Origin of the sequence: Amycolatopsis coloradensis, assembly GCF_001953865.1 — a bacterium.
Lineage (GTDB): Bacteria > Actinomycetota > Actinomycetes > Mycobacteriales > Pseudonocardiaceae > Amycolatopsis > Amycolatopsis coloradensis.
Map to the genome: position 1 here is coordinate 392,692 of NZ_MQUQ01000020.1, position 13,956 is coordinate 406,647.

Consider the following 13,956-nt stretch of genomic DNA (forward strand, 5'->3'; position numbering starts at 1 on the left):
GGCCCTCGGAAACCGGAACTGCCGGACGTTTCTGCCGCCGCTCCTGCATGGTGTCCGCCGCCTGGATGAGATGTGCTGATCAGGCAAAGCACACCCCTCACCAGGAGGAAACCGGTGACCACAGCGGAGGAGTTCACCCTGGCGAGGGTGTTCGACATCGTCGACCCCGAGACCGGCCCGGGCTTCGCGCCCGACCACCCGCGCGTCGAGGACCGGGAGGAACTCCAGGCACTGGTCGCGTACCTGGCCGGGGGCACCCCCATCCTGGTCACGCCGTCGTTGCTGGACGACGTGGTCGACCCGGACCGCACCGCGGTCGTGCCGACGAACTTCGTCACCGACGGCGAATGGATCTGGACCGACACCGTGACCTACTACCTGGAGCGCCACGGGCTGGCGCCGGAACCGCGGCTCCTCGGCCACATCCGGGAGCGTGGCCAGGTGGCGGGACCGGTGGCGGCGGACGTCGTCCAGCGCGCGGTCGGTTTCGTGCTGGAGCCGCCGTCCACCGGCCGTCGCCCGGTGTGGAGCGCGGGCTGACCCGGAGCCCCGGCACCGGAAGAGACTTCCTCCGGTCGTTCTGCTGGTCGTTACGCGTGGTCGCGGAAGCACCGGCCCCGTTTACTGGAACAAGAGTCGCAGATCCGCTCAACCAAAGGAGTTGACGTGTCGCTACGAATCCAAGGTCTCACCGGTCGTCCCGCCCGGTCGGAAGAGGACATGGTGGCCGTGTACGTGTCCCGCGACGACCTTCGCGAGATGGACGCGACCGAACTGGGCGGCCGGATCGCGGCCGCTGCCGCCGCCGGTCGGCCGCAGGCCAGGCAGGCCACCATCGCCGAGTTCGAGCCCACGCCCCGCTACACCGTCCAGGACGTCCTCCTCGGCCACATCACCTGGGAGGAACTCACCCGCACTTCCGCTTGAGCGGCTTACGAAGCGTTGAGGCGCTCGGTGGTCAACCTCTCCCGCAACTTCGTGGCCTCGGCGCTGCCCAGGCTGTCGCAAAGGGACAGCGCGCGTTCTCGCTCACCACGCGCCGACACCGGGTCGCCCGCCTCGTCGGACAAGGACGCCAATTCGCACAGAGTGTCCACTTGAGACTGTGGATGCCCGATCCGTTCGAACAACGCGAGCGCCTCCGACAGTCTGTCGCGCGCGTTCGCGTGATCTCCCCGCCGTCGCAGGAACCTGCCGCCGGCTTGGAGCGCACGGGCCTGGCCCATCGTCGCGCCATGTGCCCGGAACAGGTCGAGCGCCTCTTCGCCTTGGCCGAGCGCGTCGTCGAGTTCGCCGAGCGCGGCCAGGTTCTGCGCCGAGCGCAGCAGCAGGTACGCGTAGTTGGTGTCGTCCACCAGGGTGCGAGGGCCATCGCACGGTCGCCGGAAGTAGTGGACACAGGTCTCGAACTCGGCCGCCGCCTCGGCGAACCGGCCGTTCGCGGACCAGTGGGTGGCCCGGCTCGCCCGCGCCAGATGAAGCCCGAGCGGATAGCCTGCCGCGTCGAACAACGCCACCAGATCATCGAACAGGTCGGGGGGATCCGGCAGGTCGCCGCCACGGAGCCGGGCACTCAGGAGGTAGATCTTCGCCCAGCCCTGTTCACGCAGATCGCCCACCTCCAGCGCGACCGCCAAGGCCTGCTCGGCCATCCGCACGGCGTCGTCCACCCGGCCGATGAGCGTGGACAGCACCCAGGACAGGAAGTTGCGCTGGACGGCCTCGTCCCGCTTGCTGCCGATCGCGAGCGCCGACTTCAGCGCGAGATCGAAGACGCCGTGCCAGGTGGCCGCGGCCCCACCGATCTCCGAGTACCAGTGCATGGCCTCGGCCAGGTCGATGACCTGCCGGTGATCGCCACGGGCGGCGACCCGCTTCAAGGCGGCGAACCAGTTCTTCGTCTCCACCTCGAGCCACCGGCCCGCACCGGCGGGACCATCGAACGACCACGTCGGCACCGGGGGAGCGGTCAGCTCGCCGGAGGGCTGGAAGTAGCGTCCCGCGGCCGTCGCCGTCCGGACGAGCCACCGATCGAGACGGCCCTCCGCCGCCTCGATCGCCTCGGGCGGTTCCTCCTGGGCGAGCCGTTCCGTGGCGAACACCCTGAGCAGGTCGTGGAACTGGTACCTGCCGACGTCCTGTGACGTCTGCAGCAGGCTCGCGTCGACCAGTTCCTCCAGGTAGACGGCCACGTCCTCCTCCGGCGCCTCGATGAGGGTCATCGCGGCGGCGTCGGAGAAATCGGCCGCCGGTACGAGTGAAAGCCGCCGAAAGGCCGCGGCGGCCGTGGGGGAGAGCTGACGGTAGGACAAGTCGAAGACGCTGCGGACGTCGAGGTCACCGGCGGTGAGCGTCGTCAGGCGCCTGTCGCGATCCCGGAGCTGGTCGGTGAGACGCGACAACGGCCAGCTCGGGCGACTCGCGAGCCGGTTCCCGGCGATGCGGAGCGCGAGCGGCAACCGCCCGCACAGCTCGACCAGCTCGATCGCCGCCGCGCGTTCCTGCGCGACCCGCGACGGCCCGACGATGCTGGCCAGGAGCGCGACGGCGTCATGCTGTTCGAGCACGTCGAGGGTGAGCCTGCCCGCCCGTTCGAGCCCCACCAGCATCTGACGGCTGGTGACCACGGTGAGGCAGCGTTGCCCGCCGACCAGCAGCGGGCGCACCTGCGCCTCGTTGGCCGCGTCGTCGAGGACGATCAGGGTGGCGCGATCCTTCAGCAAGGACCGGCACAGGCTCGCGCGGTGCTCCAGCTCGGCGGGGACCTGGACGGCGTCGACGCCCAGCGACCTCAGGATCAGATGCAGCACGTCCGCCGGATCGTTCGGTTCGGACGACATCCCGCGCAGCTTCAGGAAAAGCTGCCCGTCGGGGAAGTCGTCGGCGAGATCATGGGCGGTTCTCACCGCGAGACTCGTCTTGCCGGTGCCGGGTGGCCCACTCAGGACCGCGACGTGCCCCGACCGCCGGTGGCTACCCCTCAGATCGTCGGTGAGCGCGCGCAACGCGTCGAGGTCACGCTCGCGTCCGGTGAGATCGTCGAGGTCAGGGGGCAACGCGCCGACGAGAGGCGGGTCGTAGATCCCGGCGGGCGCGGCCGAGACGGTGATCGCCGGCTGGACGCGACCCTGCTTCGCGATCTTTTGCAGCTGGGTCAGCTCTTCGTCGGTCAAGGCCAAAGGGGTGGCGAGCGCCTCGATCGTCCGGCGCTGCGGGCTCTTCGCGACGCCCCGTTCCATGTCGCTGATGGCCCGGACACTGACGCCTGACCCTTCAGCGAGCTCTTCCTGCGTGAGATCGGCGCGAACGCGGTAGGTCTTCAAGAACGCCTTGAACGTCGCGGAAGCCTCATCCGAAGGCGCGTTCGTCATGGGGCGAATTATCCACACCGACCCCCTTCACTCAACTCGACCTTGGCGCCGACCTGGGGTTTTCCGAACTCCGCCGGGACGCCCGCCCGCGACGCGAGGACCCGCTCGGGCGCTTGCCAGCGGAAACGGATCCTGCGAGTCACCGTCATGAAACACATCACAGGACGGCTCGGCGGGCACTGGCGGACCGGAGGCGACGCCTTCCGAAATTACGTCAAGGTGTCGTACGCGTGAATGGCGGATCCGGTTCGGAAGTCAGCTGACCCGAAATCCACCGGTCCCACACCCGGAGTTACCTTCGCCGCACCCCTCAATAGCCCGAACCCATTGGCAGCGCTGGGAAAACGGCCGAAAACCGCGGTCACGAGCGGGTGGTTCCATCCACCGCGCTGACCGGCGCGCCGCCGTTCGTCACCGCCAGCACCGTGTCGCCGCAGCGGACGAGGTCGCCGGGGACGAGCGGGACCGGTCCGGTGATCCGCTCGCCGTTGTGGAAGGTTCCGTTGCGGGAACCGAGATCCGTCAGGACGGGATCGCCCGCCTCGACGGTGATTCCGGCGTGCTCGCGGGATACGGCGCCGTCGTGACGCAGCGCGATGTCGGCACTCGCGTCGCGGCCGATGACCAGCCGCCCCAGCGTGGGCAGTTCACGGAGGCGGGCCCGGCCCACGCCGTCGACCCAGGTCAGTGCCGGTTGCCCGGATCCGGCGGCGCCGGGGGCGGCGACCCGCAGCAGCGTCGCCGTCCCGGCGTGGGCGAGGACGGCGCGTTCCAGTTCCCGCAACGCCGGACCCGGATCGACACCCGCTTCCTCGGCCAGCACCCGCCGGGCCTGCCGGAACCGGTCCAGCGCCTCGGCTTGACGGCCGTCCTGGTAGAGCGCGACCATCAGCTGTCCCCAGAACCGTTCCCGCAGCGGATGATCCGCGACCAGTTCCTCGAGTTCGCGAACCAGCCCTGGCACGTCGCCCGCGCGCAGGTCCGCGGCGATCCGCGCTTCCAGCGCCTCCCAGCGCATTCCCTCGTAGAGCGTGCGCGCGGGGTCGAGAGCGGTGTGGTCGGGCAGGTCGGCGCAGAACGGGCCCCGCCACACTTCGAGAGCCCGCCGGTATCCGGCCGCCGCGCCTCCGGTGTCGCGGGCCTGTTCGGCGGCCCTCGCCCGGCCGATCCGGTCTTCCGCCTCGCGGAGATCGGCGCGGACGCCCAGAAGCTGATACCCCGCCGTCCCGTGCCGCAGGGATTCTCCGTACGGCCCCAGGGTTTGCCGCAGATTGTGCACGTGGACCTGGACGGTCGAGCGAGACGCGGGTTTGCCGGTGTCGGAGTAGATCGCCTCCGCCAGTTTGCCCGCGCTGACCGGCGCTCCCCCGGAGGCGGCCAGTACGGCGAGCACCGCGCGGGGCCGCAGCCCACCAGGGGTGGCGGGCACGCCGTCGACGGCCAGCTCCACCGGCCCCAGCAACCGCACCTCCACCGTCACGGCACGATCATCCCAGTACTAAAGCGATCTTGAAGCGGCATGGGCTTAACTGGCCCTCATGACCACCTTGACCGCACTCGAGAACGTGGTGGACCGGCACGGGCGCGACGCGTTGTCCGACCCGATCGTGCTCACCGGCGCGCTGCGCAGCCTTCCCGACCCGCCACCGGACGCCGAGATCAGCGCGCTCGCCGCGGCGGCGGGGGCGGCCGCGCCCGCGCGGATGCGTGCCGTGCTCGAAAACGGGGGTGGCCCGGCCGAAGCGCTCCGGGTCGCGACAGCGGCCTGCGGCGGCGATGCCGGGGCGGAATGGGCTTGCGGGCAACTCGGCGCGGCACTCGGCTATCTCCCCCGGGACACCGGGGCCGACGAGCCGACCACCGCGTTGACCACCGTCCTGACCGGGGAAAAGCCGAAGCGCGGCAAGCGGATCGCCGTGATCGCCGGTGTCGTCGTGGTGGTGGCGGCCCTCGCCGCGACGGGTGTGACGCTCGCGCTCCGCAGTGGCGGCGAGCCGGGTGCCGCCGACAAGCCACCGGTCGCGCCGCCGTCTTCGTCCGTGCCCTCTTCGGGGCCGTTGGGGTCGGCGCCTCAGGCGGAACCCTCTCCGTCCCCGGTGCCCGAGGAGGCGGCCGCGGCCTTCGAGGATCCGGAGTTGCTCGCCGCCGCGAAGCCGTACCTCGATCGGCCCGACGTCCGCTGCAAGCGGGCCGAATCCATCGTGAGTGTCCGGGAAACCGTCAACTGCGACCTGGGTTCCGGCATCATCGCGAGCTTCCGCGTGCTGTTCTTCCCCAAACAGCTCACCGCGCTGCGCAAGGTCCTGCAGACCGACAACGACGGCGCGCGGCCCGGCTCGATCCGCACCCTGCGGTGGGAGTACGTGCCGGGTCAGCCGGGAATCCGCGCGGGTATCCCGGTCGGCACCCCGCGCGAAGGGCACGGTACCCGGATCCGGTTCCTGGAGCCGGAAAACGGCTACGCCCGGCTCTACTTCGACGAGGACTCCACCGGCGTCGCGGTCTACATGCAGGCAGGCACCGACGATCAGCAGGTGCTCCGCGAGTTCTGGGCGGATCCGGACGCGTGATGGACGACCACGACCCCCGCCTCGCCGAAGTCGCACGCCGCTTCGGACGCCACGCCCTGACCGATCCGGTGGCGCTCCGGTCCGCGCTGGAGCAGTCCGGAAACGCCTTCAGCCCGGCGGAAATCGACTCGCTCGTGGCCGCGATGCGCGGTTCGGGAACGCAGGAAGCGCCGTTGCCGCACGATCCCGACCCGACCGGGCCGCCGCTGAACCCGACGCTCGCGGAGAACCGGCTCACCTGGGACGGCCCGCCGAACCGGCCGACACGGCAGCTTCCCCCTCGCGGCCGCGCGAAGTGGTTCATCGGCGGCGCCGTACTGCTGGTGGCCGCGATCGCGACCGGAGTGGTGTTCTTCGTCCAGGGCAAGGAAGGGCCCGCGGCACCACCGCCGGATCGGTACGCGCTCGACCAGGTCGCCGGCCGGTACCGCGCGCTCGGCGCCCGTCTGCTCGACGGCGCTGTCCGGTGCGCGCAACAGCCCGCGAAACCCGGCGAGACGGAACGAGTCGGCTGCGACGCCGGGCTGTACGCGCTCACTCTGGTCACCTACGACGTGCCGGGCAGGCTCACCGAGTCACGGAAACTCGCCGACACCGCGGGCGCGGTGCGCTCGGCGAGCACCGGGGGCGCGGGTGCGGCGTTCGCGATGCGGGAACTGGCCTCCGGTGAATCGACGATCTATTGGGACGTCGACAGTCCCCGCGCGGTCAGCGCGACACTGACCGCGGCCAAGACCGGGCTCCCGGCGTTGGCGGAGTTCTACGACGCGCGGAAGTTCGGGGTGCTCAACCGCCCGGAGGTGCCGGGGGCCGCGTTCTCCTCCGGCACGCTTTGGGAGCTCGCGCAGGCGCACGTCCTCAACGAGCGGTCGGCGGACTGCAAGGCGGTGCCCGCCACCACCGGCACGGCCGAGACGGTCAAATGCCCGCTGGCCGACGGCGCGATGCTGGTGTTCAGCACCGCCTCCGACCACGACGCCCTGATCAAGCTGCGCACGGAGAACTCCTCCAACGGTGGCGTGGTGCCCGGCACCGTCGACGTGCGCACCTGGAACCGGCACGGCGGCCCGGCCGTCGGCCAGTTCATCCGGTTCGTCACGGCGGACGACCGCAGCCCCACCCTCTATTTCGACGACGACGCGAAACTCGTCTACGGCTACTACTTCGGCGCACCTGGATCTTCACCGGAGGCGCTGCTGGAGCGCTGGCAGCGCGGCTCGCGCTGAATCAGCCCTCGCGGTTACTGAGGCAAGCGGAGCGCCGCGAAAAAGTCCTCGACGGCGCGGAGGTCGGCGGGATAGGGCGTGCCGACCTTGCCGTCGAGCACCGACACGGTCGCGTGTTCGTCGTCGGTCCAGGCGTATCGCGTGGTCGTGCCGAGCACCGTGCACACGAGCGTGCCCTGATGCCCGTCGCGCGACCAGGACTGCTTGGCGGGCAGGTCACCGGGGCATTCGCCCGCGGTGAGCCCGGCCGGGTCCGTTCCCGCGCCGGTGCGCAGGTAGGCGGTGGCCGCGTCGGCGTCGTCGAGCGCGGAGATCCGGAGTTCGCCGGTTTCGCCGCCGGTCCGGCAGACGGCCTGCGCGCGGACACCCTCGTCGGCCGCCGTCACCGGCGCGCAGGTGAGCCCGGTCGGCGTACTGCGGCCGACGCGGTCGGCGGCGGGTGCTCCCGGCGACATCAAAAAGACCGCCGCGAGGACGATCGCGACGATCAGCGCGGCCCCGGCCACGAGGCCCGCCACCAAACCGGTCCGGCGGCGGCGAGGCGGCTCGACGGCAGCGGCGATGGCGGCGAGTGGCGCGTCGGCGCGGATGGCCCGGATGCGGTCGCGTACTTCGCGCACCGTCGGGCGGTTGCGAGAATCCTTGGCCAGCAACGACTTCAGCAGATCATTGACCGCCGCGGTGCGCGGATCGCCCACCGTGAGCTGCGGGATCGGTGCCCGGTCGTGCGCGACGATCACCTCGGGCTGGCTGCCGCGATAGGGCAGCTCGCCGGTCAGCGCCACCCACAGCAGGCAGCCCACCGCGTAGACGTCCGAAGCGGCGGTGGCGGGTTCGCCGCGAAGACGTTCCGGCGCCATGTAGCCGACGGTGCCGATCACCCCGCTGGTCTCCGCGCCCTGGTCGATCTCGGCCGACCGCGCGATGCCGAAGTCGCACAGATAGGCGAAATCCTCGTCGTGGTGCTCGGCACGGGGCCGCAGCAGGACGTTGCCGGATTTGACGTCCCGGTGCACGACACCGATGGCGTGCGCGTCGCCGAGCGCGGAGACGATCTGGTCCACCACCGACAACGCCCGATCCGGGCTCATCGGCCCGGCTTCGAGCACCCTGGCCAGATCGGGCCCGTCGACCAGCTGCATCGCCAGGTACAGGCAGCCGTCCACCTCGCCGTGGTCGTGGACCGCGACGACATGCGGCGAATCGAGCCGCGCCAGCGCCGCCGCCTCGCGGCCGAAACGCTCGCGGTAGACCGGGTCTTCGGCGTAGTGGGGCGGCAGGACCTTCAGCGCCACCGGCCGCCGCATGCGATGCTGCCACGCGCGATAGACCACGCCCATTCCGCCGCGGCCGATGATCCCGTCGATCCGGAAACCGCCGAAGTCCTCACCGACCCGCGGCGTCATACGGTTCCCCCTTCTTACGCGGGCCACTGTAACCCGCGCCGAGTTGCCGATCGTGGACCCGGCGCCAGATCAGCAGGGAAAGCACCGCACCGCACAGACAGAGGACCATGTCCCACTGCGTGTCCCAGACATCTCCTTGGGTGGCGAGGAAATCGTCCGCGCCCGACCCGGCGGCCAGCGCGCTGAACCATTCCACGAACTCGAAACAGGCGGCGATCGCCAGGCAGACGCATACGGTCAGGAACGCCACCCAGCCGCCGGGCCGCAGCGGTGTGCGGCGCAGCAGCACTTCGCGCACGGCGATGGCGGGGACGAAGCCCTGGACGACGTGGGCGAACCGGTCGTAGTTGTTCCGTCGAGTGCCCAGCCAGTGCTGCACCCATTCCCCGGCCGGTGTTTCCGCGTAGGTGTACTGGCCGCCGTAACACAGCACGATCGCGTGCAGCACCAGCAGCCAGCAGAGCAAACGGGTCAGGCGAAAACGTTTGCGCAGCGCCACCACCAGCGGCAGCCCGATCAGCACCCAGACGACTTCCAGCAACCACGTGCCGGGCGACCTGGCCTGGATCCCGGTCGCCACGAGCACCGCGAGCACCACGCCTGCCAGCAAGATCCCTTCGGTCCGGCCGACTCCGCGCACCATGGGAAAACCCTACAGCGGGGTGAAGATCGCCGCCGGTCCGTGACGGCGGGGAGCTCAGTCCGACCAGCCGACCAGCCCGCTGTACTGGAAGTTCCGGTACCCGCATCCGGTCCACGTGACCAGGAAGCCTTCGGCCCGCTTCTGCTGGGCGAGCTGGGAACCGGCGGTTTCGCACTCGGCCTTGGTCGATCCGGTGACCGTTTGCTGGTAGTACCTGGTCTCGGCGTTCGCGGGAGCGGCGAAGGCGAGCGACATCACGGCGACGGCGACCGCGGTGGTCAACTTGTTCGGCATGGGAGCAGCCAAGCAGGTCTCCTGTGGACTTCTGTGGGTATTTTCCGCAGTAATCCTTCGCGGACAGGGGCCGCACGCCGCGGTGCCTCGCCTGTCAACAGAACCGTTCTCACCACTCACGACCAGACTGGTCCGGCATCGGCCGGCCCGGTGGCTCGCCGCGGACGGCAATCGTCCCTTGTGGATCGTCCCGGTAGGGGTGCCGACCGTCACACAATATCACTAACCTAATTAGTGACTTATCTAGTAAGCTTTCTGGCATGACTTCAGCAGGCTCGTGGCAGGTCGACTCCCCAGGCGTGGGCAACTCCGTGATGGAGCGGCTGCAGGAAGTCGGGACGCTCACGCGGGTGATCGAGAAGCGCCTGAGCGGAGCGCTGGGGATCAACTCCACCGACCTGTCGGCGATGGAGCACCTCACCAGCGAAGGACCCCTGACGGCGAAGGAACTCGCGGATCGGCTGCGGGTCTCGACGGCGGCGAGCACCCACATCGTCGACAGGCTCGAGAAAGCCGGGCACATCGTCCGGAAGCCACACGCGACCGACCGCCGCAAAGTGCTGGTCGAGCCGGTGCGAGAGTCGATGGCCAAGATCTTCGAGCGACTTCATCCGCTGCTCAGCGGCGTGGAGAGCCTTGTCGAGGCGCTGAGCCCCGACGACCGTGACGTCGTCGAAAACTTCCTGACCGGCGTCGTGCGGATCTACACCGACACCGCGGATTCCCTGCCAGAGAGCTGATCATTCCCCGCACCAGAATTCGGAGTGAACGAACCATGTCGGTACCCGAGGAGAAGACGTCTCCGCGAGCGGTCTGGTGGCTGCTGGCCACGGTGCTCGTCGTCGAACTGATGGACCTGCTCGACTCGACGATCGTCAACGTGGCTGGCCCGTCGCTGGAAAAATCGCTGGGCACGACCCCGGTCGGCCTGCAGTGGGTGATCGGCGGCTACGCCCTGAGCCTCGGCGCGGGCCTCGTGCTGGGCGGACGGCTCGGCGACCGCTACGGCCGCCGCCCGATGTTCCTGTTCGGGCTCGTGGCTTTCACCGTCGCCTCCCTGCTGTGCGCGATCGCGCCGAGTGTCGGCCTGCTGATCACCTTCCGCCTGATCCAGGGCGTGGCGGGGGCGATGATGCTGCCGCAGGGGCTCGGCATCCTGCGGGACAACCTCTCGCCGCGCGACCTCACCAAGGCACTCGCCGTTTTCGGGCCGGTGCTGGGACTCGGCGGAGTGCTGGGTCCGGTGCTGGGCGGCGCGCTGGTCGACTGGGATCTGTCCGGCCTCGGCTGGCGGCTGGTGTTCCTGGTCAACGTCCCGGTCGGGCTCGCCGCGCTGGTGCTGGCCTGGCGGCTGGTTCCCCGCGCCGCCGGAACGCCGGGTCTGCGGGTGGACATCGCCGGAGCGGTCCTCGTCGCGGCCGCTTCCGCGCTGCTGGTCCTCCCGCTCAACGAGGGACAGGCGGCGGGATGGCCCTGGTGGACTTGGCTGTCCTTGGGAGCCGCGGCGCTCGGCTATATCGCTTTCGCGTTGTGGCAACGGCGGATCGTGCGCCTCGACCGGGCACCGCTGGTCACCCCGGCCCTGTTCGGCAAACCAGCGTTCACCGTCGGGCTGGCCGCGGTCGCGTTGTTCTTCGGCGGCCTGATCGGTACCCAGCTGGTGCTGACGTTCTTCCTGCAGATCGGCCAGGGTTTCACCGCGGGGGAGGCCGGGCTGGGCAACCTGCCGGTCGCGCTGGGCACCGCCGTCGGCGGCGGTGTCAGCGGGGGACTGCTCGCCGCCAAACTCGGCAGGGCCGTCCTGCAGGCGGGCGCCGTCGTCCAGTTCGCCGGTGTGGCCTGGCTGTGGCTCGCCCTGTCCGGAACCGGTGAGTTCACCATCTGGCTGATCGTGCCCGGCGGCGTGGTCGCCGGGATCGGCGCGGGCATCGTGATCGCGGCGGTGTTCAACACCGTGCTCGGCGCCGTCGCCGACGACGAGGTCGGCTCCGCGTCCGGAGTGCTCACCGCCGTCCAGGCGATCGGGGGCTCGGTCGGGGTCGCGGTGTTCAGCACGGTGTTCTTCGCCGACGTCACCCAGCCCACCGAAAGCTTCCGCGACGCGCTCGTGGTCCAAGCGGTGGTCATCGGACTGTTCCTGCTGATCTCACCGCTGTTCCCGCGCCGGGCCCGGCCCGACGAAACCGAAGCGGTCGTCGCGGCGGCACCGGCAGGCGCCCGATGAGCGACGTCCTGATCTCCGGCGCGGGTATCGCCGGACCGGCGCTCGCTTTCTGGCTCCGCCGCCACGGCATGACCACGACCGTGGTCGAACGCGCGCCGGGGCCGCGGCTCGGCGGGCAGACCGTCGACCTGCGCGGCGCCGGCCGCACCGTCGTCGAACGCATGGGACTGGAACAAGCCGCGCGCGACCGCGTCACCCACGAGGAGGGACTGCGGTTCATCGACCGGCGCGGCCGCGTCCGGGCGTCGTTCGGCACCGACGCCCTCGACGGCGACGGGTTCGTCACCGAACTGGAAATCCTGCGCGGCGAACTCGCCGGCCTGCTCTACCGGAGCACCCGCGAGGACACCGAGTACGTCTTCGGCGACGAGATCACCGGCCTGACCGACACCGGTGACGGCGTGGACGTCACCTTCCGCTCCGGTCCCGGACGGCGTTTCGCTCTCGTCGTCCTCGCCGACGGCCTGCGCTCGCGCACCCGCGACCTCGTGTTCGCCGACATCGCCCGAACCAGGTCGTTCGGCCTCTACACCGCCTACTTCACCATCCCGCGGGAGGAATCCGACGGCCGCTGGGCCCGCTGGTACAACGCACCCGGCCGCCGGGTCGTCCTCCTGCGCCCCGACAACCAGGGCACCACACGCGCCTCGCTGTCGTTCCTGCTCCGGCGGCCGGGGCTCGAACGGCTGGACTTTCCCGCACAGCAAGAGTTCCTGCGCCGTCACTACGCCGACGCGGGCTGGGAGACCCCGCGCGTGCTCGGCGAACTGGGCGGCACACCCGACTACTTCTTCGAATCGGTCGGCCAGATGCGCCTCGGCCAGTGGTCACGCGGCCGGATCGCCGTCGTCGGGGACGCCGCCTATTGCGCCTCGCCGCTCAGCGGCATGGGAACCAGCCTCGCCCTCGTCGGCGCCTACGTGCTCGCCGGGGAACTCAGCCGTCACCCCGGCCACCGTGCCGCTTTCCAGTCCTATGAGACGATCATGCGGCCGTATGTCGGTCAGGCACAGAAGGTCCCATGGATCGCGCCGCGGCTGGCGGCTCCGAGGAGCCGCGCCGGTATCGGCCTGCTTCACGCCCTCGCGGGACTCGCGGCCGGTCCGAGGGCGGGCCGTATCGCGGCTCGCTTCACCAACCCACCCTCGGACGCCATCGCTCTTCCCGGTTACGTCAGTTGAGTTTGCGCATGTCGGCGGGCAGGCCGCCGCCGGCGTAGACGTCCTCGGCGAGCTTGGCCAGCGCGGTGAGCGCGACGTTCTGGGCGAACGGCCCGTAGGACACCCGGGAGACGCCGAGTTCCCGCGCGGTCGCCAGCGAGATCGAGCCCGGGACGCCGATCAGGTTCACCTTGCGCTCGCCCAGCGCCTCGACCAGCCTGCCGACCTGGGTCTCGTCGAGCTTGCCTGGCACGAAGACGTTCGACGCGCCCGCGTCCAGATACGCGCGGCCCCGGGTGATCGCCTCGGCCAGCACCTCCTCGGGGTCACGGTCGCCCGCCCTGAGGAAGGCGTCGGTGCGGGCGTTGAGCACGAAGTCGATGCCCGCGGACTGAGCGGCGGCGACGGCGGCCTCGACGGCCTTCACCGACTCGTCCAGCGGCTTCATCTGGTCTTCGAGGTTGCAGCCGACCGCGCCGGCCTCGATCGCGCGGGCGACCGTGCCGCCCGGGTCGCCGTAACCCGCCTCCAGGTCCGCGGTGACCGGCAGGTCGCCCGCCGTCCGGACGATGAGGGCGACCTCGGCGATCATCAGGTCGCGGGGGATCTTCTCGCCGTCGGGATAGCCGCGGGAGGCGGCGATGCCGTGGCTCGGGGTGGCGAGCGCCTGCGTGCCCGGGGTTTCGGCGACGACCTTCGCGGTGATCGCGTCCCAGACGTTGACGACGAGCAGTAGTTCGGGGGCGGCGTGCAGCTCCTGCAGCCGGGTGGCCTTCTCAGCGGTGGAAACCATGTGCTCAATCTAGAGGTTGTGGGCGGCCGGCGGGGGAGGCGGCGGCCGGTCGTCAGGTCGCGTGGGTCGTGAGTGGCGGTTCGGGTTGTCGAGGGGTGACGCAAAGGTGTCGGCCTACCCCGGACCGGTCCGGGGTTTGACGATGCAGGAATCGTTCAGTGTCTCGATTCCGGCATCGTCAGGAGGCCAATCCACGCTGCTGCGACCGACCCACTCGGTTCCAGCGCGCCGGTTCGGTGAGTCGCGATCGGACGTCCAGAGCGAGTCCG

Annotated in this window: 13 protein-coding genes; 7 read left to right on the plus strand and 6 right to left on the minus strand. The window is 70.5% G+C overall.

Annotated elements, in window-relative coordinates:
• The first annotated feature begins 114 nt into the window (after positions 1-114).
• Positions 115-540 (plus strand): hypothetical protein, encoded by a 426-nt coding sequence (locus tag BS329_RS34235; protein ID WP_076166517.1) that lies wholly within the window; start codon positions 115-117, stop codon positions 538-540.
• A 126-nt stretch (positions 541-666) separates the two neighbouring features.
• On the plus strand, positions 667-927 hold the full coding sequence (locus BS329_RS34240; protein ID WP_244197403.1) for a hypothetical protein: 261 nt from the start codon (positions 667-669) through the stop codon (positions 925-927).
• 5 nt (positions 928-932) lie between these two features.
• Here BS329_RS34240 and BS329_RS34245 read toward each other — a convergent pair whose 3' ends face one another.
• Positions 933-3,371 carry an ATP-binding protein gene (locus BS329_RS34245; RefSeq protein WP_076166523.1) on the minus strand — a complete coding sequence of 813 codons (2,439 nt, stop codon included), beginning with the start codon at positions 3,369-3,371 and terminating at the stop codon, positions 933-935.
• A gap of 361 nt (positions 3,372-3,732) precedes the next feature.
• Entirely contained in the window at positions 3,733-4,851 is a 1,119-nt protein-coding gene (locus BS329_RS34250; protein WP_076166525.1) for an AfsR/SARP family transcriptional regulator, read from the minus strand.
• A 58-nt stretch (positions 4,852-4,909) separates the two neighbouring features.
• Here BS329_RS34250 and BS329_RS34255 point away from each other — a divergent pair, with 58 nt between their 5' ends.
• Both BS329_RS34255 and BS329_RS34260 read left to right on the plus strand, forming a co-directional pair.
• Positions 4,910-5,941 (plus strand): hypothetical protein, encoded by a 1,032-nt coding sequence (locus tag BS329_RS34255; RefSeq protein WP_076166528.1) that lies wholly within the window; start codon positions 4,910-4,912, stop codon positions 5,939-5,941.
• Positions 5,941-7,167 (plus strand): hypothetical protein, encoded by a 1,227-nt coding sequence (locus tag BS329_RS34260; RefSeq protein ID WP_076166530.1) that lies wholly within the window; start codon positions 5,941-5,943, stop codon positions 7,165-7,167. The genes BS329_RS34255 and BS329_RS34260 overlap by 1 nt, the downstream gene beginning before the upstream one ends.
• 14 nt (positions 7,168-7,181) lie before the next feature.
• On the opposite strand, the gene BS329_RS34265 is transcribed toward BS329_RS34260, so the two are convergent.
• From BS329_RS34265 to BS329_RS34275, 3 genes are read right to left on the minus strand one after another with little or no spacing between them, the layout of a single operon-like run.
• Positions 7,182-8,573: a serine/threonine-protein kinase gene (locus tag BS329_RS34265; protein ID WP_076166533.1), complete on the minus strand. Its 1,392-nt coding sequence runs from the start codon at positions 8,571-8,573 to the stop codon at positions 7,182-7,184.
• Complete coding sequence (locus BS329_RS34270; protein ID WP_076166537.1) at positions 8,554-9,216, minus strand: DUF2238 domain-containing protein; 663 nt, start codon at positions 9,214-9,216, stop codon at positions 8,554-8,556. Before BS329_RS34270 ends, BS329_RS34265 begins: the two co-directional genes overlap by 20 nt.
• Positions 9,217-9,270: 54 nt before the next feature.
• Complete coding sequence (locus BS329_RS34275; protein ID WP_076166538.1) at positions 9,271-9,510, minus strand: hypothetical protein; 240 nt, start codon at positions 9,508-9,510, stop codon at positions 9,271-9,273.
• A 260-nt stretch (positions 9,511-9,770) separates the two neighbouring features.
• On the opposite strand from BS329_RS34275, the gene BS329_RS34280 reads away from it, so the two are divergent.
• The 3 genes from BS329_RS34280 to BS329_RS34290 are packed head-to-tail and all read left to right on the plus strand — an operon-like array spanning position 9,771 to position 12,915.
• Positions 9,771-10,250, plus strand: a complete 480-nt coding sequence (locus BS329_RS34280; RefSeq protein WP_076166540.1) for a MarR family winged helix-turn-helix transcriptional regulator — start codon at positions 9,771-9,773, stop codon at positions 10,248-10,250.
• Between the two features lie 35 nt (positions 10,251-10,285).
• Positions 10,286-11,734 (plus strand): MFS transporter, encoded by a 1,449-nt coding sequence (locus BS329_RS34285; protein WP_076166541.1) that lies wholly within the window; start codon positions 10,286-10,288, stop codon positions 11,732-11,734.
• Entirely contained in the window at positions 11,731-12,915 is a 1,185-nt protein-coding gene (locus tag BS329_RS34290; protein WP_076166544.1) for an FAD-dependent monooxygenase, read from the plus strand. Before BS329_RS34285 ends, BS329_RS34290 begins: the two co-directional genes overlap by 4 nt.
• Here the strand turns inward: BS329_RS34290 and BS329_RS34295 are convergent.
• Positions 12,908-13,687, minus strand: a complete 780-nt coding sequence (locus tag BS329_RS34295; protein WP_076166546.1) for an isocitrate lyase/PEP mutase family protein — start codon at positions 13,685-13,687, stop codon at positions 12,908-12,910. The genes BS329_RS34290 and BS329_RS34295 overlap by 8 nt on opposite strands.
• Positions 13,688-13,956 lie beyond the last annotated feature (269 nt).